Annotated in this window: 18 protein-coding genes and 4 pseudogenes; 13 read left to right on the top strand and 9 right to left on the bottom strand. The window is 41.7% G+C overall.

The window, feature by feature from the left end:
• Positions 1-56: 56 nt before the first annotated feature.
• The 3 genes and pseudogenes from V7K46_RS24735 to V7K46_RS24725 all read right to left on the bottom strand — a co-directional run.
• The gene (locus V7K46_RS24735) at positions 57-1,067 is read right to left on the bottom strand and encodes an AraC family transcriptional regulator (RefSeq protein WP_335117841.1); all 1,011 of its coding nucleotides are present in this window, start codon (positions 1,065-1,067) and stop codon (positions 57-59) included.
• A 231-nt stretch (positions 1,068-1,298) separates the two neighbouring features.
• Entirely contained in the window at positions 1,299-1,454 is a 156-nt protein-coding gene (locus V7K46_RS24730; RefSeq protein ID WP_335117839.1) for a hypothetical protein, read from the bottom strand.
• Between the two features lie 2 nt (positions 1,455-1,456).
• A pseudogene (locus V7K46_RS24725) lies at positions 1,457-1,576 on the bottom strand (ISAs1 family transposase); the annotation flags it as partial.
• 73 nt (positions 1,577-1,649) lie between these two features.
• Here V7K46_RS24725 and V7K46_RS24720 point away from each other — a divergent pair.
• A pseudogene (locus V7K46_RS24720) lies at positions 1,650-1,964 on the top strand (PAS domain S-box protein); the annotation flags it as partial.
• Positions 1,965-2,327: 363 nt separating this feature from the next.
• Positions 2,328-3,296: pseudogene (locus tag V7K46_RS24715) on the top strand (sensor histidine kinase); the annotation flags it as partial.
• A 234-nt stretch (positions 3,297-3,530) separates the two neighbouring features.
• On the opposite strand, the gene V7K46_RS24710 reads toward V7K46_RS24715, so the two are convergent.
• The 4 genes from V7K46_RS24710 to V7K46_RS24695 all read right to left on the bottom strand — a co-directional run bounded on the left by V7K46_RS24710 (position 3,531) and on the right by V7K46_RS24695 (position 9,155).
• A complete protein-coding gene (locus tag V7K46_RS24710) occupies positions 3,531-4,931 on the bottom strand; it encodes a hypothetical protein (protein WP_335117837.1) in 1,401 nt (466 codons plus the stop codon).
• Between the two features lie 390 nt (positions 4,932-5,321).
• Positions 5,322-6,992 (bottom strand): phosphatidylglycerol lysyltransferase domain-containing protein, encoded by a 1,671-nt coding sequence (locus V7K46_RS24705; RefSeq protein WP_335117835.1) that lies wholly within the window; start codon positions 6,990-6,992, stop codon positions 5,322-5,324.
• A 202-nt stretch (positions 6,993-7,194) separates the two neighbouring features.
• Positions 7,195-8,097, bottom strand: a complete 903-nt coding sequence (locus tag V7K46_RS24700; protein WP_335117833.1) for an alpha/beta hydrolase — start codon at positions 8,095-8,097, stop codon at positions 7,195-7,197.
• A 107-nt stretch (positions 8,098-8,204) separates the two neighbouring features.
• Positions 8,205-9,155 carry an alpha/beta hydrolase gene (locus V7K46_RS24695; protein WP_335117831.1) on the bottom strand — a complete coding sequence of 317 codons (951 nt, stop codon included), beginning with the start codon at positions 9,153-9,155 and terminating at the stop codon, positions 8,205-8,207.
• 144 nt (positions 9,156-9,299) lie between these two features.
• Between V7K46_RS24695 and V7K46_RS24690 the strand changes: the two genes are divergently transcribed.
• The 7 genes from V7K46_RS24690 (at position 9,300) to V7K46_RS24660 (ending at position 18,037) form a co-directional block, all read left to right on the top strand.
• On the top strand, positions 9,300-10,253 hold the full coding sequence (locus V7K46_RS24690; RefSeq protein ID WP_335117829.1) for a lysylphosphatidylglycerol synthase domain-containing protein: 954 nt from the start codon (positions 9,300-9,302) through the stop codon (positions 10,251-10,253).
• A gap of 281 nt (positions 10,254-10,534) precedes the next feature.
• Positions 10,535-10,924, top strand: a complete 390-nt coding sequence (locus V7K46_RS24685; RefSeq protein WP_335117827.1) for an agenet domain-containing protein — start codon at positions 10,535-10,537, stop codon at positions 10,922-10,924.
• 159 nt (positions 10,925-11,083) lie between these two features.
• Positions 11,084-11,461: a hypothetical protein gene (locus V7K46_RS24680; RefSeq protein ID WP_335117825.1), complete on the top strand. Its 378-nt coding sequence runs from the start codon at positions 11,084-11,086 to the stop codon at positions 11,459-11,461.
• Positions 11,462-11,521: 60 nt separating this feature from the next.
• The gene (locus V7K46_RS24675; protein ID WP_335117823.1) at positions 11,522-14,623 is read left to right on the top strand and encodes a tetratricopeptide repeat protein; all 3,102 of its coding nucleotides are present in this window, start codon (positions 11,522-11,524) and stop codon (positions 14,621-14,623) included.
• Positions 14,624-15,204: 581 nt separating this feature from the next.
• Positions 15,205-15,486 (top strand): hypothetical protein, encoded by a 282-nt coding sequence (locus V7K46_RS24670; RefSeq protein WP_335117821.1) that lies wholly within the window; start codon positions 15,205-15,207, stop codon positions 15,484-15,486.
• Positions 15,487-15,634: 148 nt separating this feature from the next.
• Positions 15,635-15,853: a hypothetical protein gene (locus V7K46_RS24665; RefSeq protein ID WP_335117819.1), complete on the top strand. Its 219-nt coding sequence runs from the start codon at positions 15,635-15,637 to the stop codon at positions 15,851-15,853.
• Between the two features lie 90 nt (positions 15,854-15,943).
• Positions 15,944-18,037, top strand: coding sequence for a glycoside hydrolase family 32 protein (locus V7K46_RS24660; RefSeq protein ID WP_335117817.1), 2,094 nt, complete (start codon positions 15,944-15,946; stop codon positions 18,035-18,037).
• Between the two features lie 378 nt (positions 18,038-18,415).
• On the opposite strand, the gene V7K46_RS24655 is transcribed toward V7K46_RS24660, so the two are convergent.
• Positions 18,416-18,595 (bottom strand): DUF433 domain-containing protein, encoded by a 180-nt coding sequence (locus tag V7K46_RS24655; RefSeq protein WP_335117815.1) that lies wholly within the window; start codon positions 18,593-18,595, stop codon positions 18,416-18,418.
• A gap of 97 nt (positions 18,596-18,692) precedes the next feature.
• Between V7K46_RS24655 and V7K46_RS24650 the strand changes: the two genes are divergently transcribed.
• Positions 18,693-19,262 (top strand): Uma2 family endonuclease, encoded by a 570-nt coding sequence (locus V7K46_RS24650; RefSeq protein WP_335117813.1) that lies wholly within the window; start codon positions 18,693-18,695, stop codon positions 19,260-19,262.
• Positions 19,263-19,383: 121 nt separating this feature from the next.
• Positions 19,384-21,270, top strand: a complete 1,887-nt coding sequence (locus V7K46_RS24645; RefSeq protein ID WP_335117811.1) for an aspartate kinase — start codon at positions 19,384-19,386, stop codon at positions 21,268-21,270.
• Between the two features lie 368 nt (positions 21,271-21,638).
• Here V7K46_RS24645 and V7K46_RS24640 read toward each other — a convergent pair whose 3' ends face one another.
• Entirely contained in the window at positions 21,639-21,770 is a 132-nt protein-coding gene (locus V7K46_RS24640; RefSeq protein WP_335117808.1) for a hypothetical protein, read from the bottom strand.
• 76 nt (positions 21,771-21,846) lie between these two features.
• Between V7K46_RS24640 and V7K46_RS24635 the strand changes: the two genes are divergently transcribed.
• The gene (locus V7K46_RS24635) at positions 21,847-23,895 is read left to right on the top strand and encodes a tetratricopeptide repeat protein (RefSeq protein ID WP_335117806.1); all 2,049 of its coding nucleotides are present in this window, start codon (positions 21,847-21,849) and stop codon (positions 23,893-23,895) included.
• Positions 23,891-24,213: pseudogene (locus tag V7K46_RS24630) on the top strand (ISLre2-like element ISCst1 family transposase); the annotation flags it as partial. The gene V7K46_RS24635 and the pseudogene V7K46_RS24630, both read left to right, overlap by 5 nt.
• Positions 24,214-24,217: the final 4 nt, after the last annotated feature.

Genomic DNA, 24,217 nt, shown 5'->3' with positions numbered 1-24,217 from the left:
TTTCCGCTCAAAGAAGACCGCTTGCAACTCTAATAAGACCAAATCTTTGATAAATTTCAAATAGTAGGCTTTTCTCCTAAGCGACAGGCGCTGGGACTAATGCTAAACTTGCGTTTGAAAGCCACAGCAAAATGCCCAGTATTGGCGTAGCCCACTATATTTGCCACTGTGGCTACGCTCAACTTGCCTTCACAAAGCAATTGCCGCGCTTTCTCCATACGATAATCGTGCAGGTAGCCAAATACAGTTGTGCCAAAAATCTCACGAAAGCCTCGCTTAAGCTTGTTGTGATTAATTCCAGCTTGCTTTGCCAAGTCTAGTAAAGATGGCGGATTATCAAAATGCCGCAGTAAAATTTCTTTAACATCATAAATGCGGTCAATGTCAGTAGACTTGAGGTTTGTGACTAAATTTAAACCCTGTTCGCGCTTGACGGTTTGCTCTAGGTGCAAAACTAATAATTCTAGGGCTTTGCTTTCCAGATATCGCTGTTTCATCCATCCCCGATAAGGGCAAGTTATAATCTGTCCAATTGCTAGCTGCATGGCTGGAGTGGTTGTTCCCAGCAGATTGAAATCTTCCTGCTTGTTTCCCTCAATCAAATTTTTTAACTGCAATGGCAGAGAGTCAAGCTGGTTGCTACCATAGGATTTGAGGAAAGAAGGCTCCATGCAAATCTGGACTCTGAAGATTCGTTGGTTCGCAGGCCACTCTTCTGTCTCCATCGCAGAGCCAAATCCGAAACAATTCTGTCCGCTAATTTCGTGGAAGTAGTCGTTTGGCTTGTGAATCACTACTCCAGCATCGCCGCAAATAAAAAATGTCAAGACTGATGCCGTCCATCCTTCTTCATAATCATCACAACGAATAAATTCTCGGCATTCAAATTCCCGAACGCGAAGCCAGAACCCATCCTGAAGCCAAATTAATCGCCTGTATCCTGTCCCTAAATGCTTAGGGTAATCAAAGATATCGTCGAAGTCGTCTGATTGATATAGACGATGGGTATTCTGCCAGCTTTGCTCCCATAGTTCATCATAGTTTGAGGATGAAAGGGTAATTGTCATTGTTGCAGTTGATTAAATTTTTCTCAAGTTTATTGAAAAATAATCTCATATTTTCTATGACTATCAACGTAAACGGATCGCCATTCTTGTAACACAGTTGGGCATTAGAAATATCAGTGATAGTAATTGCCTAGCTTGTTTCATGCGATAATCGTGTAAAAAATCAAACACTGTATTCCCAAAAGTTTGACGGAATCCACGTTTGAGAGTGGATTCGTTAATACCCACCTGTCAAGCTAGTTCGATTAATGAAGGTGGATTACTGATATTCTGTAACAGAATCTCTCTGGCGTGATAGATGCGATCAATTTCCTGAAGCCGTAGCAGTTTTTCTGTTGGCGCTGCTGCTACTTGATCTGCTAGCTTGAGGGCAACCAATTCTAGCACCTTGCCCAGACACTTACTATTTGAATTGCGCCTTGGTGGCTACCTTTGTCATAAGAACTGCACAATGTTTTCCCATTGAGCGCCACAACTTCACTTGATATTATTTTATCGATTGATTTCATCAGTAATCTTAACATTGAAGTTAGTGGATAGGCCTAGTTACCTTGTAGGCAGAACTTGAGTGGCAAAATTACTGTGTTTGATTTGGAAGACTTTTTTAACCTTTCATCTGATCTATTCTGTATCATCGGACAAGATGGTTTTTACCAGCAAGTGAATCCAGCATGGGAACAAGTGTTGGGATGGAAAGCGGAAAACTTAATCGGCCATCCGTGGCTGGGATTAGTGCATCCAGAGGATATCACAATCAGTCACTTACCAACGGAACCACAGCAACAGTTGCACTGGGACAGTCGTTATCTTCATAAAGATGGTAGTTATCGGTGGTTGTGTTGGAGTTTATCAATTTCTCAAAAGGGACTCATTTATGCAGTAGGTAAAGACATCAGCCAACAACTGCGGCGAATAGAAGCGCTACAAACTGAACGGGAAAGCCTTTATAACCTACTCAATCAGTTACCAGCCTTTCTCTATCTGCAACCCAAGGATTACGGGGTGGGATTTTATAACCAACGCTTCCGTGAGGTATTTGGAGATCCCACAGGGAAACGTTGTTACGAGGCGATCGCCGGATTAAAGCAACCTTGTCCGGAATGTCCCACCTTTGCCGTTTTTCACAGTAACGCTCCGCAACTCTGGGAATGGGTGGATAGTAAAACAGGCCGGGTATATCAGATTTATGATTATCCGTTCAAGGATATGAATGGTGAGCCGATGGTTGTAGAAATGGGTTTAGATATTACTGCTGTCAAAAAAGCAGAGGCTGCTTTACGACAGCGAGAGCAGGAATTAACTTTAAAAAATCAACAACTTCAAGAAACCCTTGAACAATTACAAAAGACCCAAGCACAACTAATTCAAACAGAGAAGATGTCTTCTCTGGGACAATTGGTGGCGGGTGTAGCTCACGAAATTAATAATCCGATTAACTTTATCAATGGCAATATCGCTTATGCTAAAAAGTACATCCAACAATTGTTATAAATACTGCAACTTTACCAAAAAGAATATCCTCATCCAACACCAGTGATTCAGGAAGGAATAGAAGCGATCGAGTTAGATTTTGTTATTCCAGACCTACAAAAATTACTAGATTCCATGCAAATGGGAAGCGATCGCATTCGCAACATTGTACTGTCGTTGCGGAACTTCTCACGACTGGATGAAGCAAAAATGAAAGCAGTAGATGTCCATAGCGGTATTGATAGTACGCTAATGATTCTGCAAAACCGCCTCGAAGCCAAGCCTGACAGTTCCCAAATCCAAATTATTAAAGAGTATGATCAACTCCCTCTAATAGAATGTTACGCTGGTCAACTTAACCAGGTATTTATGAACATCATCACTAACGCGATCCATGCTTTGGAAGAGTCATATATCAATAACCAGCAGTCAAGTTGCAATCCGCAAATCACTATCCGTACTAAGTTACTCAACTCAGATTGGGTTGCTATTGAGATTGCTGACAATGGAGTGGGAATGTCACAAGAAGTTCAACAACGTCTATTCGATCCCTTCTTTACGACTAAAGTAGTAGGAAAGGGAACTGGTTTAGGGATGTCAATTAGCTATCAAATTGTCACAGAAAAACATCATGGTCAACTGCGATGTATTTCATCTTTAGGAGAAGGAGCAACGTTTATAATTGAGATCCCTATTCGACAAAATAAACCCATACAGCCAAATCTACTGGCTGATAATCAAAAAATGCAAAAATACTAAAAATACTTAATATTTTTGCATTTTATATGCGGTTTTTCCAGCAGTCATCAATTAGATTTATAAGACATATTTGTAGTGGCACAAGAACTTGTGCCACTACTGTATAATAAGCAAAAATTAGAACTGCTATGCAATCCAATACGGTTCAGTTAGCGTCAAAAACCATAAACTGCCTAGGTTGGGTTGAACGAAGTGAAACCCAACCTACGATTCTCCTTAACTGAACCGTATTGGCTATGCAATCTGATTGTCTATACTGACAGAAATAAGTTTGCTGTAATATTCAGTTTTTGCATAGATGCTGATGATAGTATCACCAACTGCAAAAAAAGTACCTTCTTGCTCATCTTTAGAAAATTGTAAATTTGGATATTTAGCTGCAACTTCCTCAGCAGTCATAGCTTTTGCTTCCATTTTATCCGGCAATAGTCCAGTACAACCAATGTAAAATACCAAAGGAGATATCTGATCTCGGTAGATTTTTTCTACATATTGCTCTAACTTAGTATTCGCTGCTGTCAAAGCAGCAACCATTTCCTCTTTGCTGATTTGCTTACCAGTTTGTTTATTCTTCAATAACTGCGCCAAACTATCAGCACCAACTTTTTTAAGAATACCTTCAACTATGCCATTTTGCTCAAGCCCAAGAAAATCATCAAAAATTGGTTTCATAAACTCGTCAACTTTCGTAATCTTGGTGCGTGATGACAGTAGCCTGTGCCTAACAGTGAGATTCTCATTAAATGCCACCTCAAAACTCGGCTTAATAATAATTTCTTCGGTTTCTTTGTCATAAAGACGATACATTCTATTTAGAAATTTGTTTGCAGAATGTAACTTCCTGAGGTTAAGAATCTCTTGACTACCAATGTCGATTTTATAGCTCAATCTTGAGTCAATAGTCCCATGAAATAAAGCTTGATTGACATCAGTGTATTCGTTAGTTGTAGGAAAGTTGATATAAATATTCTTGGACAAATAGTGCTTTTGAAACTCATCTAACTGTGCCGCTATAAATACATCTGACTCTTTTTTCAAGTGAGCAGCAATAATACTAGCAAGCACTTTAATTTCTGCTAGCTGATAGAATAGTCCATCAATGCTACTGTAACAACTATCAAAGGCTACAAGCGGCAAGTTATCTAGCTGGATGGAATATTCAGTATTGAAGTCAAAATCTTTTGCATCCACCACACCCTTTTCTTTGAGCAAGTCAAAAGCTTTTTTACTGCTAATTTTGATTTTTAAGGACTTCACATTTATTTTGCCGTCACTTACAATCGTGTAATTATTAAAACTATTGAGGTCATTTACCAGCAAACCTGCTACCTCAAGAGTGGGGGTTTGGTCTTCAAATTTGGTAAGTTTGACTTGACGTTTGACAAGCATGTTAATAGTAGCAGTATTGCGATTAAATTGAAATTCGCCCATACCAACATACTCAGCATTATCTATATATTCTGTTTGCAACCAAGGTTGAAGCAGTTCCCCGTTTTCGTTTCTAACACCTTTAATACGCTTGATACCTGTTCTTTGATAATCTTCTTGCAGATGTTTAATATTGATGATGATATTGTTGCGATATTCTGCAAAAATTTGGATGAGTTCTAGCAGAGAAATTTGATTACTTGCCATATTGTCACCATCCATATAAAGAGGTCAAGAATCTATTTGTCTCCTTAAGAGTCTCCGACTGGGAATGCTTAATGAGAGGCTTTGTCTTAAGACTAGCAGCACCGCAATGAGGAGCATTTCCAGCCAGAGGCTGGAAACGAGGTTTTAGCTTAAGTTGACACTAATGGACAATGCCATGCCCCTAGCAACGTATTTGTATCATTATTAAAGTGAAATGGTATTACATCATCTCATAGTACAATTATACTATAAAAAATAAAATTGTGTAGACATCGCCCTGCAATGAGGTGTTATTGTGCCACCGAGCATTTCTGCCATACTGCTGAATAACGCCAGAATAGAAGCTTTCTAACCTTTGTGCCCCTGAGTAACTTTGTATAAATTCGTTATTTAGGCACCGGGTTTGAAATAATCAAAGAGGCGATCGCCTGAATCTGCGCGAATCAATGCCACAACTACATCGGGTAAGGTGGCTAAACTGGGGTAAATCAAATAACGTGGTTCCCAATCGGGACGGAACTTGTCTTTGTAGGAGTGCAGTCCCTTGAAATTGTAGAAGCGACTCAAATGTTGGTAAAGATAGCGCAATACTTTCTCCAAGCGACGCGATTCTGGGTTGTCTCCAACTCCCGCAAAGGCAGAAAGACCGAAATTAAAGCTGTCGTAGCCACACTCTTTAAAATGCTGGAGTAGGGAAATAAATAGAAAGTCCATTGTGCCATTTTCGATGGACGGGCGGTGTCGCATCATGTCAATGGTCGCTTCGTTGAGTTGGTACTCCCGGACAATGTTGGCAAAGGCGCTAATCTGACCTTCGGGATTATACATCACAGCAATCTCGCACTCTCGCAGGTAAGCTTCGTCAAACCAACCCAAAGAAAAGTGTTTTTCTGAACCTTGTACCATCTTCAGCCATTCATCACTCACAGGTTTGAGTCGGTGCAACAAATCATTGGTGATGGGTGGTTGGTGAAAGTCGATTTGGTATCCTAGCTTAGTTAAACGATTGATTGATGGTCTAAAATTTTTACCAGCTTTACCTTGTAAGGTAAAAGTTTTCAGGTCAACGATCGCTTCTTCTCCAATCTTGAGTACCTTAAACCCCAACGACTTGTAAAGCTGAATATCATCAGGCAAAGTTTGGTAAAAGCCAGGATACCAATCATTGCGCTGGCAAAACTGCCAGAAAGCAATAATTGTCTCTTTGCGGTCTTCAATCGGGCCTATGGGATCTCCTAAGGCGATCGCACCCCGTCCTTTGGGAACATAAGCAATTACACTGTTACCAGTCGGACTAAAATAATAACTTTTATCATTTAATAGGGTCAATGCTGCTAAAGAAGAACGGCCGTATTGCTCGACAATTTCTTTTGCCTTTTGCTGTTCCTTTGGGGTTGCTAAATTCCGCCAAAACACAGGTTGCAACAGCATTAATATTGCATATGTAATAGTAACCGCGGCAATAATATAGATAGAATTAGCAAAAAATTCTCCAAATCGGCCCTTTGGTTGCAGTCCCCAATTATCCTCGGTGAAAAACATCGCTAAAGTCTGAACTATCGCTTCACCCCAATTAAAATTTTCTGAAAATTTGCCATCTAACAAGTAAAATCCAACAGTACCGTATGCCAGGGTAAATAATAAAGCGCCTATTAGCACTCGAACTCCCCGTGCGATTGAAGGACGGTCTGATTTTGCTGTGAAAAAATGGCGCATCCAGATTAATTGCAGCAGCAAAACTCCAGAGAGGAGACTTTCTTCATAATCCAATCCCTTCAGCAAGTGGCTGAAAATGGAAATCACTAGTAAACCAATGGTAAGTAACCAGGCTATTCTTTTTCGCCGTAATAAGTTAGTAGCAAGTGTGAGTAAAACAAACCCAGTCAGCGCTGCAAATACATGACCAGTGGCACGAATTTCAAATGGTAAAAATTCCTTCAACCAGTGATTTCGCCCATATAGGTTAGGTGTCACTGCTGATAACAAATTTATTACTCCGACTAAACCTGTAAGGAAAGCTACATTCCAAAGTCCAATCTGAGTTTTTAAATTATTGGTCATTAGTCTAAAAGTATTAATTAGAAGTTAGGAGTTTTGGCTCTACCACTCTCTTTAGGGACTAAAATAATAAACAAACTAGTTTTATCGGCTGTGTTACTTATACAGATTAAGTTTTGACGTTTTGAATTTTCTTCATAACACCTTAATTTTAATGTCGTAGCACAACCAGAGCGGTAGAACCTGATTTTTCAAATTTTAACTCTTAACTCTTAACTTTTTTGAATTGTTCCCCCACATAGGAGAGCGAATCTTTAAGATGCTTGTGGAAGTAGTTCCAGCCTATATCAGGACCAGACAAACCATGACCTCCTGGAAAGGCATAAAATACGTGAGCAATGCCTAAATTGTTTAAGGTTTCGTTGAAGGCTTTGGTAGAAGCCAGTAAATTAGTATCGTTCAGACCCGCATCCAGGTAAACACGCAATCGCTTCCTATCTTCAGGTGATAGCTGTTGCACGATTTGTTGGGGACTATTTTGTGAACCGCTATTATCAGTAAAGTAACCGCTATGACTAAACAGAATGTGAAAGTTGTTCAAATAGCGTAATCCGATATTAAAAGCCCCCCATCCCCCAGAAGAAAGACCTCCCAACGCCCAAAACTGGGGTTTTTCTAAAGTGCGGTAGCGCGACTTGACAACTTGTACTAATTCTAAACCAATCAAAGTCCCTATTTTGCCATTCGGCCCATCAAAGTAATCAGGATCATACAAAGGACTAGAACCGCGATTATCATTACCATCAGGTGTAATCACAATCGATGGTGGTAATTTTCCATTTTGATAAAGCTTATGCAGTATGTCTAAAATTGCATATTTATCAGCGTAAGCACGGGCATCATCATGACCACCGTGTAGTAAGAATATCACAGGGTAGCGCTTTTGCTGATTTTTGTTATAACCAGGGGGCAAAATCACGCCGTAGTTACGGACTGCACCCATCGCTTGGGAGTTGAAGGTTGCTAATTGAAACTTTAGCCCAGTATTTGCTTGTTTTTGGGGCGGGTCTAGTTGCGGCGCACCTAAGATAAATACATAATAATATCCACTAATAGTAAGGATAGCGATCGCTCCTGCCAAACTAATTAAAAATTTAGAAATTTTCATCTTCTTTTAGTTGGTAAAAAAAGTTACCTCTATTCAAACTTACTTATAGTTAATCTGCTACAATTTTACAGCAGAGTTTTCAATATTTAAATTTTGATAAAATTGGATTATTTTTGAGTATTTTTAGCAGATAAATCTAATTTTTCAGATTTATCTGCTATACTAGAAGATTTAAATTGTTCCCCCACAAATGTCAAAGAATCGGCTAAATGTTTCCGCCAGTATTTCCAGGTATGACTGCCAGGGAACTCACGAAATAGATTATAAATTTTTAGTTCGTTTAGGACTTTAGCAAATTGTTCGGCTTGGTCGATTTCTTCAACATCTGATTTACCTGAATCTAAGTATATCCGCAACCTTTTTTTAGCTTGTGGAGGAATGGTTTTGATATAAGTTATTGGACTATTGATTGGGCCGCTTTTATCCTGAAAATAACCACTATGACTAAATAAGATCGAGAAATGATCCGGGTTATGTAATCCTACATTGATTGCTCCCCAACCACCAGAAGATAAACCACCTATTGCCCAAAAATCTGGATTGGTTAGTGTCCGATAACGGCTTTGCACAACTTTTACTAACTCATCCCCCACGGCTGTGGAGACTTTACCGTTAGGACCATCAATATATTCAGGGTCCCGGTAGGGACTAGAGCCACGTTTGTCGTTGCCATCTGGTGTGATGATGATACTGGGTGGCAACTTCCCTGTAGTATAAAGTTGTTCCACAGTCTTGAGAGCTTGTCCCTTGTTTTGAATAAACCAATCAGTGGGGTTACCATGTCCACCGTGGAGGAGAAAGATTACAGGATAGCTTTGTTTTGGGTTTTGCCCATAGCCAGGGGGTAAAGAAACGCCGTAGGTACGACTTGCGCCCATTACTTGACTATCGTAAGTTTCAATTTTGTAAGTTAAGGAAGTAGCTACGTCGCTAGCATTAGGTTGGGTTTGTAAATCCTGCTGTTGAGGTATTTTTGCTGCTACAGTTTGACGGTAATTACAGCTAACTAGAGTTAATACTGAAACTAGCAAGAGAATTTTAGATTGTTTGTAGTTCATCTTTGAAGCGTATGGGGCATTTGGCAGTTGGTGCTGGCAATCATCAAGTTTACGCAAGTAATTTGTCAATGCTGTGTCAACAGGATGGAAACTTTACGACTGGTTGTAAATTAAAAGTCAAGAGTTAGGATAAGTTTCTTCACTATGCTTAAAAAGTTGCAACACAATTTCAGCACACTGTTCGGCTTATTACTGCTAGTGCTTTCTCTGTGGGCGATCGCTAACGAATTGCGTGAGTATAATTATCGTGATATCCTCAACTCTCTAGCTGCTATTCCCAAAAGTCGCTTAAGCTGGGCAATTTGGCTGACAGCCTTGGGCTATCTAGTGATGATTGGGTATGATATCTTAGGTTTTAGCTACATTAATCGTTCCCTAAGTTGGAACAAGATTGCTTTAACCAACTTTATTAGCTCTGCGTTCAGTAATACGATCGGTTTTGCCTTGCTGACTGGCAGTGCTATCCGTTATCGATTTTATGCTAGTTGGGGAGTGTCAGCAGTTGCGATCGCTCAAGTAATTGCTTTTGCCAATTTTACTTTTTGGTTGGGGATGTTTGCCGTTGCAGGTTTCTTGTTCCTTGTCAACCCACTGAAAATTCCCACTCAACTACATTTACCTTTTATCACTGTGCGTCCCATCGGCGTGATTTTTCTGGTATTGGTAGCTATCTATTTGCTAGGAAGTATTCTTATTAAACAACCGTTAATAATTCGTGGACAAGAATTTCGATTTCCTTCTTTTAAAATATCCCTTGCACAGATAGCAATTTCAAGCTTTGACTGGATTTTTGCAGCGGCAGTTCTTTATGCTGTGCTTCCTGCTAATATATCTTTGTCTTATCTGGATTTTTTGGGAATCTACTTACTAGCGATGTTTGCAGGTGTTGTTAGTAATGTCCCCGGTGGTTTGGGAGTGTTTGAAACTATAATTTTGCTGATTCTCTCCTCAAAAGTTTCTGGTGCAGCAATTTTGGGTTCATTGCTGGCTTATCGGGGAGTCTACTATTTCTTACCTTTGCTAATAGCGGCGGGTTTGCTAGGACTTTATGAAATTAGATTGAGATCCGGTAATTTCAAAAATATCAATAAACTCTAAAGTCCCGTTTCAGTATGAACACGAACAACAAGATCCCCGACTTCTTAAAGAAGTCGGCGATCTAAAACTTTCAATTAAGTAAAATCGGTAACTGCTGTTAATTTAAAATACGGAATACTTCAGCGATATCTTTACAAATAGCGGCGGAAAATCATAATTTTTGCTGAGGCGATCGCTAATTCAATTCCATAAAGATAGTAACAGTTAGTGGCAAATTTTGAATGAGATTTCCAGAAATCATCATCAAAATTCGGTTTTACTGATTGAGGATAGAAAAAATTATGAAAAACAGAGTATTGTTTGCTATGAAGATTAGGGAAACTTGGGTAGGAACATTGATTCCCAGTAGTTTTGCTGCTTCACCCTATGCTGTGGGACAAAAGGCTGAGGTTCTTTGGCAGGAAACATGGTATCCGGCAACGGTTCTTAATGTTAATGATGATCAGTGCCATATTACCTACGATGGTTATGATAGTTCCTGCAATGAATGGGTTGCATATTCACGCTTTCGGGCATCATTTCAAACGGGAGATTCAGTAAGAATTTTGTGGAAGGGGATATGGTATCAAGGACAGATTTTAGAAGTTAGTAACAATCTTTATAAAGTTACTTATGATGGCTACGATCGCTCTTGGGATGAGTGGGTTGAACCTTTCAGGGTAAGCAAATAGCGAATATTTCACTTTTATAAGTTGGGAGGGACGATTTCACCTGTTGGAGTCGTCCCTTAAATTATTTTATAATTTATTCTGCTATTTGTTTTTCATTACCTGTTTAGAGACTGTTAGACTGAGAACCATAAGTAAAATCTCGTGTATTTTGGCAAACTTATGGAGCCAGTATCACTGACAGCAGCTGCGATCGCAACCTTGGTCATCATCAAGGCTTTTGAAAAAACTGGTGAAATCATCGGCGAAAAGGCTTGGGACGAAGGCGAAAAGTTGTTAGTTCTGCTCAAACGCAAGGAACCTAGCACGGCAAAGGTTATCGAACAGGCTAAAGCACAACCTTTAGATTATGGTCAAGCTTATCTTATTGGGCAGCAAGTAGAGGAAGCGGCAAAGAAAGATCCTGAAATTGCTCAAGCAGTGGGAGCTGTAGCTAATGAGGCACAACCTCAACTTACGAACACTATTATTGAAAATTGGAAGGGGATAAATATTAAAGGTGGAACTAATACTATTTCTGGTAACACCTTAAACTTCTGACTACAGCCGCCTGAAGGGGAACGGGTAAAGTTAAATCCCCCAACTGGAATACCGCAAAATTTGCCCCTGAGTGGGGTGGTGGAATTTGTCGGGCGTGAAGAAGAATTGCAAAAACTGCACCAACTTTTGCAGGATAATAAACAAGTTGCGATCGCAGCTATTGCCGGGATGGGTGGAGTTGGTAAAACAGAACTCACCTTACAATATGCCATCCAGCACCGCGAAACATACAACGGTGGGCTTTGCTGGTTACTACCAAAAACTGGGGATGTGGGCATTCAAGTTGTGCAGTTTGCGAGAACGCAACTTGATTTAAAGCCGCCAGAAGATTTTGATATACTCGCGCAAGTGCAATATTGCTGGCGGCGTTGGCGTGAGGGTAATGTGCTGCTAGTACTGGATGATGTCAGCGACTACAAGCAAGTTAAGCCTTACTTACAGTCGCTACCTTCTCGGTTTAAAGTGCTGATGACTACGCGCCAGAAGTTGGGACGCATCGCACAGTTATCTTTGGATGTGCTGCAACCAGAAGCGGCGCTGGAGTTATTAAGGTCTTTACTCAAAGAAACACCAGAGCGAATTGAGCAAGAATTAGCTTTAGCAAATCAGTTGTGTGAGTGGCTGGGATATTTACCTTTGGGTGTGGAATTAGTAGGGCGCTATCTGGCGCGGAAACAGGATTTATCTCTAACAGAAATGTTGCGGCGGTTGGAGAACAAGCGATTAGATGAGCGTTCCCTCTCTAAATCTAAGTCGGAAGCCGACATGACAGCACAACGAGGTGTGTTAGCTGCCTTTGAGTTGAGTTGGCAGGAATTAGAGGACGACGATAAACAATTGGGCTGTTTATTGAGTTTATTTGCAGCCGCACCCATACCTTGGAAGTTGGTGGAACAGTGTTTACCAGAGGAAGATGTCGAAGATTTAGAAGAAATTAGAGATGATAGCTTGCTGAATCTACATTTATTCCAGCGCAAAGGTGAGGGAATTTACCAATTGCATCCACTGTTGCGGCAGTTTTTCCAATATAAGTGTACAGGTTTAGAAAAGGCAAAGGAACTTAAGCGATCGCTTTGTCGGGTAATGGTAGCAGTTGCTAAACATATTCCTGACTCACCCACCCTTGAGCAAATCAACGATGTCACCTCCGCCATACCTCACATAGTAGGAGTAGCGAAGAATCTCATTCAATATGTCAGTGATGATGATTTAATTTGGCCATTCCTCGGCAACGCTCGGTTTTATCAAGGTCAGGGATTGTATGACAAAGCAGTACCTTGGTGTAAGCAGTGTCTAGAAATCACTAAAAAACGCTTGGGAGAAGAACATCCATCTGTGGCACTTAGCCTCAACAACTTAGCGTTACTCTACCGTTCCCAAGGCAGATACAGCGAAGCCGAACCCATTTACATCCAAGCTTTGGCACTCAGGCGCAAGCTGCTGGGTGAAGAACATCCAGATGTGGCGGTTAGTCTCAACAACCTAGCGTTACTTTACAACTCCCAAGGCAGATACAGCGAAGCCGAACCCCTTTTCATCCAAGCTTTGGCACTGTCGCGCAAGCTGCTGGGAGAATCACATCCATCTGTCGCACTTAGCTTCAACAACCTAGCGGAACTATACCGTTCCCAAGGCAGATACAGCGAAGCCGAACCCATTTACATCCAAGCTTTGGCACTCAGGCGCAAGCTGCTGGGTGAAGAACATCCAGATGTGGCGGTTAGTCTCAACAACCTAGCGTTACTTTACAACTCCCAAGGCAGATACAGCGAAGCCGAACCCCTTTTCATCCAAGCTTTGGCACTGTCGCGCAAGCTGCTGGGAGAATCACATCCATCTGTCGCACAAAGTCTCAACAACCTAGCGGCACTCTACGACTACCAAGGCAGATACAGCGAAGCCGAACCCGTTTACATCCAAGCTCTAGCACTCTGGCGCAAGCTGCTGGGAGAATCACATCCATCTGTCGCACAAAGTCTCAACAACCTAGCGTTACTTTACAACTCCCAAGGCAGATACAGCGAAGCCGAACCCCTTTTAATCCAAGCTTTGGCACTGTCGCGCAAGCTGCTGGGAGAATCACATCCAGATGTCGCAGTTAGTCTGAACAACCTAGCGGCACTCTACGACTACCAAGGCAGATACAGCGAAGCCGAACCCATTTACATCCAAGCTTTGGCACTCAGGCGCAAGCTGCTGGGAGAATCACATCCAGATGTCGCCACTAGCCTCAACAACCTAGCGTTACTCTACAAATCCCAAGGCAGATACAGCGAAGCCGAACCCCTTTTAATCCAAGCTTTAGCACTTTTGCGTCAACTACTGAGTGAATCACATCCAAATGTCGCCTCTAGCCTCGATAACCTAGCGGGACTCTACAAATCCCAAGGCAGATACAGCGAAGCCGAACCCATTTACATCCAAGCTTTGGCACTCAGGCGCAAGCTTCTGGGAGAATCACATCCAAATGTCGCACAAAGTTTCAACAACCTAACGGAGCTTTACCTTTCCCAAGGCAGATACAGCGAAGCCGAACCCATTTACATCCAAGCTTTGGCACTCAGGCGCAAGCTGCTAGGAGAATCACATCCAGATGTCGCACAAAGTCTTAACAACCTAGCGGGACTCTACTACTCCCAAGGCAGATACAGCCAAGCCGAACCCATTTACATCCAAGCTCTAGCACTCAGGCGCAAGCTGCTGGGAGAATCACATCCAGATGTCGCACAAAGTCTCAACAACCTAGCGGCACTCTACAAATCCCAAGGCAGATACAGCCAAGCCGAACCCCTTTACATCCAAGCTTTGGCACTGTCGCGCAAGCTGCTGGGAGAATCACATCCAGATGTCGCCACTAGCCTCAACAACCTAGCGGGACTCTACTCCTCCCAAGGCAGATACAGCGATGCCGAACCCCTTTACATCCAAGCTCTAGCACTCTGTCGCAAGCTGCTGGGAGAAGAACATCCAAATGTCGCCACTAGCCTCAACAACCTAGCGTATCTCTACTCCTCCCAAGGCAGATACAGCGATGCCGAACCCCTTTACATCCAAGCTTTGGATATTTTGGAGCGGCGGTTAGGGGTGAATCATCCCAATACTGTTGCTTGTCGTGAAAACTTGGCAAATCTTCGCGATCGCCTTTCCTCAAATCCAGAATAGGCAAGTTTTGTGCAAAGCGTACCATGTTAAAAGTTAGATTTGCGATCGCCTAAACTAAAATTCATATTGAACTAAGTAAAAATGCCTGATTACTTATTCAAAATGAGCTTTGACTAACTCAAAAGCAGCTTTTTATCTCACATTTTGGTGTTTTCCACAAGCAAAAGAAGCTTTGACTTACTCAAAAGCAGCTTTTAATCTCACATTTTAGTGTTTTCCGCAAACAAAAGCAGTTTTGACTTACTCAAAAGCAGCTTTTAATCTCACATTTTGGTGTTTTCCGCAAGCAAAAGCAGCTTTTAATTTCACATTTTGATGTTTTCCGCAAGCAAAAGCAGCTTTTACTTTCTCAAACCCCAGTTTGCTTACTCATTTGAGTAATTCACGCATTCATTTTGGTATATCATTGAGCCAAAAGCTGGCGATCCTAAAAAAGAAGTGTAAATCGACAGGCAATACCTTCTCTACCTTGAGCTACGCCAACGGTAAGCTTTCCTGCGGAACGCTCCAGGAACGCTAACGCGTGGATCGCACTGCTAGAGGCGATCGCGTTTGTTTAAAGAAAGTTGTAAAAAAACTGTATGACCAGGGTTTATCTAGATACCAGTATTTATAATCGTCCGTTTGACGACCAAACACAGCCAAAAATATTTCTAGAAACACAAGCTATCATCTTAATTTTACAAATGGTGGAGGCAAGATTAATAGAATTAGTTAGTTCTTCAGTTCTAAAATATGAAAATAGCCGTAACCCTTTTCTTGTAAATCAGCAATCGATGGAGCGATATTTACAAATAGCTGCCTTGAGAGTATTAATAGATGAAAATATTAGAGTGAGAGCAGAAAAATTAGAACAACAATGAATTAAACCTATCGATGCACTTTATGTAGCGTGTGCGGAGGCTTCCCAAAGTAATTATTTTATTACTTGCGATCGGAGATTAGTCAACCGCTGCCAAGATTTATCACTCTTAGTAATCAACCCAACTAATTTTATTTTGGAGATAGACAATGGAAATTAAAGTTATTAACGAACAAGAAAATTTACAAGAAGTGATGCAGGTTTTACTTGCTCATTTAGAACCATCTAAGGTAATGAAATTTTGGGCAGCTTGCAAACTCAGTGAAGGTGACTATTTGCAAGTTAAAGAAAAACTGTTTGTTCAAGAAACAGTTACCAGTTTATACGGCAAAATTAAAGAATATCAAGATGGTGAGGCTTTACTTTAGAGTGAAATCTACAAGCGATCACTTGACTTCCTGGCGTCAAGGTGGTGAAGTTTCAGCCGGAATTGTAAGGATATTCTTTGGAGAAGAGCGATGAAAGTGCGTATTGTTTCTATGCTCTATGCGACCGCAGCTTTGTTGATTTTTCCTGCTCCTGCTCGGTCTGCGATCGAAAAGGTTGTTGGAGGTGGTAGTGTTCATCAAGGTGAAACACGTCGTATTACTGTTATAGGAGATGGGATTGATTTTGCGACTTCGATCGCTTCCTCAGATGCACGAATTGGTGTCAGGCTTCTTAGTAAGAAAGGACTTGCACAGGGTAGAGCCAAAGGGCAGGTTCTACTGGAAGTTGCTGTACCTCTCGATGTCCCTAAAAATCAAGATTTTAACCTGACGGTTAAAATCGCCCCAAACCTTTATTACTCCAAGGGAGGTTCTGAAACAGTTCGGCTGAATGTGCAGGCATATCCCAACAGTTCATGGAAACCTTTGTTTCATTTTGCCCCCTCATGGGGATGGATGAACGATCCCAACGGTCTTGTCTACGTCAATGGGAAGTACCATCTCTATTATCAGGCAGTTCCCTTCTCCAGGGATAATGGAGGTCAACTAAACTGGGGACATGCGGTTAGCACTGATTTGGTTCACTGGTCTGGGCGCAGAGACGCCATGTTCAATCCGCCGATGGATCTTCTTGGCAGTAGTGACGATCAAAATCAAGTCTGGTCTCCCTTTTCGGGGTCGGCGGTGGTCGTTAGTGGTGAGGCAGCAAAACAGCTACCCTGCGTCTGCTCAAACCTTTGTGTTGCTTCCATATTCACGAAGAATACTCCAATCGTCACCCTCCAAGATCAGTGGCTTGCTGCTAGCTGCGATGGAGGCGAATCTTTTAAAGCACCGGAGAGTGTGTTGCCTAACTTATCATCTGCTAAACCAGATTTTCGAGATCCGAAAGTATTCCCCTATAAAGGGCGCTGGGTCATGATATTAGCTGTTGGAGACAAAATCGAGCTTTACGAGTCTGCAAATCTCAAACAGTGGAATTTTCTGTCCTCTCTTCCCCTCTACAGCAGCCTCACCACTTTAGGCCCTTTTGTCGAAACCCCAGATTTGATTGAGTTACCCGTCAGCAATTCCAAGACTAGCGAAACCAAGTGGGTACTAACCTACAGCGAAGGATTCACTCCGCCTGTGGCCTGCCAGGGTTTTCGAGACAGTACTGGAATGCCACTCACTGCCCCTGCCCTCAAAAAGCAATGTGAAAGGTCACGAAATTTCACGTCACGTAGTCTCTATATCATCGGCCAATTCGATGGTAAGCAGTTCAAGCAGGAGTCACAGCCTCGACTTTTAGATTTTGGGTCAGATTTTTATGCACCTCAAACTTGGTCTAACACTCCAGGACGACGAATCTTAGCGGCCTGGCAAGATAATTGGCATTACGCCCACCAAGTTCCAACAACGCCCTGGCGAGGACAGTTGAGCATTCCACGAGACTTGGGGCTGATTAGAGATAATGGCAGCTATTGGCTGACTCAAACTCCAGTTCAAGAACTAACGGTTCTAAGAAATTCTGCGCTTGGGCGTGTTACTCGGTTGCAGGATAAACCCCTGACCAACAAGACACCAGATGAGCTGAAGAATTTTCGTTCCACGGCATTCGATGCTGACCTAGCAATTGATGTTGCAGGTTTGCCCAAAGTCAACTCCCAAATCAAGATTCAGCTTCGAGCGGGTAATACAGCGCAAGGAATGGTGTTGACATGGCGACGTACTGGTGCTGACAAGGGAGAGCTATCACTAACGCGCTCTGCTTCTGAAGCGGGTGGATCGACTTCAGAATTAACTCAACCAGAGTCTGGGTTTATCGGTCAATGGTTGTCTACCTCTGTTCCGCTTGCAGCACCAATAAATCAGCGACTCATGTCAGGTTCAAAGAACGCCCAACCCAGTACAAGATCGCAGATCGCTCAGGTGCCTATTGTGGTATCTAGTACGAATAATAGCATCTTAAAACTTCGGATTCTTGTAGATCGAAGTTCGGTAGAAGTGTTTGCGGGCGATGGACGAATCGTGTTAAGCGGTTTATTCTTTCCTGATGCATCCAATAAACAGTTCAGGATGTATACAACAGGGGGAAATGCAAAGATAGTTAGCTTGACTATATATCCGTTCAATAATGACTGATGATTTCATCTAACGACTGCAAACTAATCAACCATCAGTGCAGGACAAACGCATTATATCAACAAGAAGATTTTATTCTCAATAGGCTGGAAGGTAATTATATTAATCGCCACTTATTGACATAAATTTAGCGTAGGCGTAGCCCGTCGTAAAAATCGCTTTGAGTCTTGGAAACTAAACTAGGACTTACGCAAAATATCTCTCAAACTCTCATTTCTCTGTGACCTCTGCGCCTCTGTGGTTCGATTTTCCGTTAGCTGTGCGTAAGTCCTGTAAACCAAACGAGAAATGCCGATTTTGTCGTTGGTTCTTAAGCTTGTTTGCGATCAAAAGTAATTTAGATGCGTTTGCCCTGACTGCTAGAGGCGATCGCTTTCTTTAGAGAAAGTTGTAAAAAAGCTCATAGATTAAATCAGGATATTCTTCTAAAAATTCTTCTACAGGTTTTCCATTAGCTACCAAATTGACTAATAAAGAAACCGGAATTTGCATTCCGCAAATGCAAGCTTGTCCACCCATAATGCTAGGGTAAAATGTAATTCTGTCTAGACCTAACATAAAATTATCTCTCCAAAATCTCTCTCAAAAACCAACTTCAATCTACAGCAAACGCTACCCTAGAAATCAGTATCACTCAAATCCTAAAGTTTCAACTATGATAGCCTCGCCCCAACAAAACTACGTCACCGTTGAAGAATACCTGCAAGTGGAGGAACAGAGCAATATCAAGCATGAATATATAGATGGCTACATCTACGCAATGGCTGGAGCGCTAGATCCACACGTTACAATTGCGGGAAACCTATTCGCTCTCCTCCGTAATCATGTGCGCGGCTCCGGAAGGCGTGTTTACATCGCTGACATGAAAGCCAGAATTGAATCTCTGAATCGCTTTTATTATCCCGATGTGATGGTTACTTGCGATCGACGAGATCAAGAAACCCCAGGTTATAAAAGATTTCCCTGTTTAATTGTCGAAGTTTTATCTAATTCTACTGAAGCCTTTGACCGGGGCGACAAATTCGCCGATTATCAAACCCTGGAAAGTCTGCAAGAATATGTTTTAATTAATACAAAACGTCAACGAGTTGAGTGTTTTCGACGCAATGAGCAAGGGTTGTGGGTTTTACAATCCTACACGTCAGACCATCAATCATTTCGACTCAACAGCGTGGATTTTGAGGAAACAATGGCAGCACTCTACGAAGATGTAGTTTTTGAATAGTCAATTATTATAGGGTATTCGCCGCGATATTTAGTAAACTATATAACTGATAAGCCTTGAAGGCTTCCTTACCAGGCGGAAGCGTTGATGAAAGCAGGCACAATTGATTAAATAAAAAGTTATGGCGCTCATAGTTCAGAAATACGGTGGTACATCTGTCGGTTCAGTCGAACGGATTCAAGCTGTTGCACAACGCGTTTATAAAACTGTTAAAGCTGGAAACTCTATTGTCGTAGTGGTTTCCGCAATGGGCAAAACCACCGATGGACTCGTCAAACTAGCTACTGAAATTTCTCCAAATCCTAACCGCCGGGAAATGGATATGCTGCTTTCTACTGGCGAACAAGTAACGATCGCCTTACTCAGTATGGCATTGCAGGAACTCGGACAGCCTGCAATCTCGATGACTGGCGCTCAGGTAGGAATTGTTACCGAAGCCGAACACAGCCGCGCTCGGATTTTGCATATTGAAACTACTCGCCTAACTCGCCACATAAATGAAGGTAAAGTAGTTGTAGTAGCTGGCTTCCAAGGTACTTCCAGCGCTGGAGAGATGGAAATTACGACTTTGGGTCGTGGTGGTTCTGACACCTCGGCGGTGGCAATCGCAGCTGCATTACGAGCAAACTTTTGTGAAATTTATACAGATGTTCCAGGTATTTTAACTACAGATCCCCGCTTAGTTGCCGAAGCCCAGTTGATGGATTCGATCACCTGCAATGAAATGTTGGAACTAGCTAGCTTGGGCGCAAAAGTGCTACATCCCCGCGCTGTGGAAATTGCTCGTAACTATGGTGTTCCCCTTGTAGTTAGGTCTAGCTGGACGGATGACCCCGGTACTTGGGTAACATCAGCTAAACCCCAAGGGCGATCGCTGATCAATCTAGAAATTGCCCGTCCAGTGGATCATGTAGAATTTGACACTGACCAAGCGAAGGTTGCTTTATTGCGCGTACCCGACAAACCAGGCGTAGCAGCAAGGTTATTTGGCGAAATTTCTCGGCAAAAAGTAGACGTAGATTTGATTATTCAATCAATTCATGAGGGTAATAGTAATGACATTGCCTTTACGGTCACCACACCAATATTAAAACGGGCAGAAGCAGTAACAGCAGCGATCGCCCCAGCACTGAGGAGTCAATCTAACCCCAAATTTGACGAAGCCGAGGTAATGATAGAACATAACATTGCCAAAGTCAGCATCGCAGGCGCGGGAATGATTGGCCGTCCTGGTGTTGCTGCAAAGATGTTTGCCACCTTAGCCGAAGCTGGTGTGAATATCCAAATGATTTCCACCAGCGAAGTGAAAGTAAGTTGCGTAGTCAATGCAGCCGAATGCGATCGCGCCGTCCTAGCACTCCGCAGCGCCTTTGAGATCGAAGCAAAGAGCAAGGGAGAACTCCTAACTCCTAACCCTTGTACAGACGCGATTAATCGCGTCTCTCCTGCTAACCCCTATACAGACGCGATTAATCGCGTCTCTCCTCACTCCTCCCCCACTCCTCCCGTTCGCGGCGTTGCTTTAGACTTGAACCAAGCGCGTCTTGCTATTCGCCAGTTGCCAGATCGTCCGGGGATGGCGGCGAAGCTGTTTGGACTATTAGCGCAACATAATATCAGCGTTGATATGATTATCCAATCTCAGCGCTGTCGAGTTATTGATGGTGTTCCCAGGCGGGATATTGCCTTTACAGTCTCACGGATGGATGGGGAAAATGCCAAAAAAATGCTCACTCAAGTAGCAGCAGAATTAGGATGGGGTGAAGTTGTTTTAGATAGTGCGATCGCTAAGGTGAGTATTGTCGGTGCAGGTATGATAGGACAACCAGGTGTTGCTGCTAAAATGTTTGAAGCTTTAGCCCAACAACAAATCAATATTCAAATGATTGCCACCTCAGAAATAAAAATTAGTTGTGTCGTGGCGCAAGAGCAAGGTGTTAAAGCTTTGCAAGCCATTCATGCAGCCTTTGAACTGGCTGGTAGTGAGAAATTTGTCGTGCCTGCGTAAAATCTGACTCTAACTCCCTCTTTGTTGTGGATACAGAGACTATTTTTTGCTTGCATTGCTAACGTATCGACTTGCAATGTTAATGCATCGGCCGCATTGTTAATGTATCGACCTGCAATGGCATAACATCGACTTGCAATGGCATAACATCGACCTGTATTGTTAACGTGAGTTCGATAGATTTGATATGACTCCTCTGCAAACCTCTCCCCAAAGCAGAGAGAGATTTCTCTCGTTCCTATGCGGAGCATAGGAATGGCTAATTAGGGGCTGCTGCCTCAAGTTAGATATTGAGTCAGAGCCTCAATGAATGCATTCCCATGCAGAGCATGGGAACGAGGGGAAACGAGGGAACGAGGAAAGCCTGATTAAGCTAGGTTTTTAGAACTTGTGTGTCCACCGTAGCCTACAAGGAGAGAGAGGCTAGGTGGAAGAGGTTCGTCAAACTCACGTTGTTCTGGTAAGCAGATTGTAGAGACACGCCGTAGCAGTCTACACATTTATCTGATTTTTAATTTTTAACATTAATAACACCTAAGCTATAATCAAGCAATTTATAAAACTATATTTATATTGATGAATATTCATTTCCTAGATGGACGTTATCGAATACTAAAAGTTCTCAATGATGGTGAAAAGGAGAAAACATATCTAGTTGAAGATGTTAATCTTCCTGGCAGCCAATTTGTAGTAAAGCAGTTACGTCCATATAGTAGCAATTCTCAAACTTTAACCATCCTGCGTCGCTTGTTTGACAGTAAGACAGCAACTTTAGAAAAACTAGGACAGGAACACGACCAAATCCAGAAGCTAATTACTTATTTTGAAGAAAAGGAAAAATTATATATAGTCCAAGAATTCATCCTTGGTAACCCTTTAACTAATGAAATTATCCAGGGACAACCTCTGAGCGAAGACCAAGTTATTCCTCTTTTATCAGACATATTAGAAATTTTGAAGATTGTACATAGTTATGGGATGATTCATCAGGATATTAAACCAGCAAATATTATTCGTCGTGAGTCAGATAAAAAGTTAGTTTTAGTTGATTTTGCTATTGTTAACGAAGCCATTACCAAGACCGTTGATAATCTCGAATATATGCCGAGAGAACAAGTTAACGGCAACCTCAAATACAACAGCGATATATATGCTTTAGGTATAGTTGCGATCGCAGCACTTCTAGGTTTACCAGCAAAGGAAATATCTCAACTGCGAAGTCACAAAAATAAGCTCACAGGTGAAATAGTTTGGCTTCACAAAAATCTAAAAATTAACAGAAAATTAGCAAAAATTCTTAATAGGATGGTGCGTTTTGACTATCGTAAGCGCTACCAGTATGCAACCGAAGTTTTAGATGATCTAAAAAATATAACAAATGTTGATCGCGATCAGCAAAAACAGCATGATAAAAAATTATTACTAATTCTAGCGGGGGTAGCTGGCTGTATCACACTTGGTGTTGGAGCATGGCAATTAAGGTCGCTAAAATCTGTAAGTGATGCTCAACAACAATTATATCAAGAAGGAGTAAATAAATATGACGCCGGAAACTATGAAGGAGCAGTTGAAGATTTCAATCAGGTTATTGAATTAGATCCGCAAAACGCTTTGGCTTATAATCGGCGAGGCGATGCTTATTATCGATTAGGAGACTATGAACAAGCAAAAGCAGACTCTAGCCAAGCCATTTTACTCAATCCTCAAGATGCTAATGCCTATTTTGACCGAGGATTTGCTTTGTCTGAATTAAACAAATACAAAGAAGCGATCGCTGACTATACGCAAGCAATTAAGTTAAATTCTGATAATGGATATGCTTACTATGGCCGGGGGTTAGCCCGTACTGAACTGAAGGATAGTAAAGGCGCAATTGGAGATTTTAGCAAAGCGATCGCTCTCAAGCCTCAGTATAGCGAAGCCTACTTGCAGCGAGGGATTCTCCACCGTCGCCTCAGACAAAGACTTGAAGCAATCCAAGATTTTGATAGAGTAATTAAGATTAATCCTAGTGATGCCAAAGCTTATTATCAAAGGGGTTTAACTCAATCTATCAATAAACAAAAATATGCAGCACTTAAAGATTATACGGATGCAATTAGCATCAATCCTAAATATATAGAAGCTTATCTTAATCGTGGTGATGTTTACAGTGATATGGGAGATCAACTCGAAGCTACTGAAGATTACAATGCTATTTTACAGATTGATCCTAAATTTATTGCAGCTTATATCCACAGAGGTATTCACCGCTTTTCTTTCGGAGATTATAAAGGCGCTATTGAAGATTATACCGAAGGACTGAAACTAGATCCTAATAATATAGCAGCTTACAATAACCGTGGTAATGCTTATCTAGAACTGGGAAATAAAAAAGCTGCAAATCAGGATTATTCACGAGCGATCGCCATTAATGCTAACAATGCCTTAGCCTACTATAACCGGGGTGTGATTCGCACCAAACAAAAAAATAAACAGGGAGCGATCGCAGATTTCAAAAAAGCTGCAAAACTATTCCAGCAGCAAGGAGAACAAGATAGTTATCAAGATGCACAGCGGGAAATTGCAATTCTGCAAAATAAGTCAGCACCAGCGCCAACTACTCGCCCTAAATCTGGAATATGATTTTTATCACGTCACCGAACATTTACAAAGATTTGCATATACTGTTTTTAATGATGAAAAAAATGTAAATCTTAGTTTTATAAAGCACACAACACTTTGAGAAAAAGTAATGTTTTAAACTTCATAAAGCAGATGGATGAATTTATCATTTCAGCCACTGGAGAGTGTTGTAAAACAATGATTTCACAGAGAAATTATATTTTAGGCGTATATGGTGAAGAGCGTTTAAATTACGCTAGAATTTTAGCAAAAAAACTACCTATTGGTAGTGGTGCGATTGAGAGTTTAATCAGACAAGTCGTCAATTTAATAATGAAGTGTC

This window comes from Nostoc sp., assembly GCF_036917395.1.
Classification (GTDB): domain Bacteria; phylum Cyanobacteriota; class Cyanobacteriia; order Cyanobacteriales; family Nostocaceae; genus Nostoc.
The sequence above is the reverse complement of the archived record's forward strand: the minus strand, read 5'-3'. Positions and strand labels throughout refer to the sequence as shown.

Coding starts and splice junctions, on each gene's coding strand:
- V7K46_RS24670 (WP_335117821.1), top strand. CDS start 15,205: ATGACCAGGGTTTATCTAGATACCAGTATTTATAATCGTCCGTTTGAC.
- V7K46_RS24690 (WP_335117829.1), top strand. CDS start 9,300: ATGCTTAAAAAGTTGCAACACAATTTCAGCACACTGTTCGGCTTATTA.
- V7K46_RS24650 (WP_335117813.1), top strand. CDS start 18,693: ATGATAGCCTCGCCCCAACAAAACTACGTCACCGTTGAAGAATACCTG.
- V7K46_RS24640 (WP_335117808.1), bottom strand. CDS start 21,770: ATGTGTAGACTGCTACGGCGTGTCTCTACAATCTGCTTACCAGAACAA.
- V7K46_RS24680 (WP_335117825.1), top strand. CDS start 11,084: ATGGAGCCAGTATCACTGACAGCAGCTGCGATCGCAACCTTGGTCATC.
- V7K46_RS24635 (WP_335117806.1), top strand. CDS start 21,847: ATGAATATTCATTTCCTAGATGGACGTTATCGAATACTAAAAGTTCTC.
- V7K46_RS24660 (WP_335117817.1), top strand. CDS start 15,944: ATGAAAGTGCGTATTGTTTCTATGCTCTATGCGACCGCAGCTTTGTTG.
- V7K46_RS24645 (WP_335117811.1), top strand. CDS start 19,384: ATGGCGCTCATAGTTCAGAAATACGGTGGTACATCTGTCGGTTCAGTC.
- V7K46_RS24700 (WP_335117833.1), bottom strand. CDS start 8,097: ATGAAAATTTCTAAATTTTTAATTAGTTTGGCAGGAGCGATCGCTATC.
- V7K46_RS24705 (WP_335117835.1), bottom strand. CDS start 6,992: ATGACCAATAATTTAAAAACTCAGATTGGACTTTGGAATGTAGCTTTC.
- V7K46_RS24665 (WP_335117819.1), top strand. CDS start 15,635: ATGGAAATTAAAGTTATTAACGAACAAGAAAATTTACAAGAAGTGATG.
- V7K46_RS24685 (WP_335117827.1), top strand. CDS start 10,535: ATGAAAAACAGAGTATTGTTTGCTATGAAGATTAGGGAAACTTGGGTA.
- V7K46_RS24710 (WP_335117837.1), bottom strand. CDS start 4,931: ATGGCAAGTAATCAAATTTCTCTGCTAGAACTCATCCAAATTTTTGCA.
- V7K46_RS24695 (WP_335117831.1), bottom strand. CDS start 9,155: ATGAACTACAAACAATCTAAAATTCTCTTGCTAGTTTCAGTATTAACT.
- V7K46_RS24735 (WP_335117841.1), bottom strand. CDS start 1,067: ATGACAATTACCCTTTCATCCTCAAACTATGATGAACTATGGGAGCAA.
- V7K46_RS24655 (WP_335117815.1), bottom strand. CDS start 18,595: ATGTTAGGTCTAGACAGAATTACATTTTACCCTAGCATTATGGGTGGA.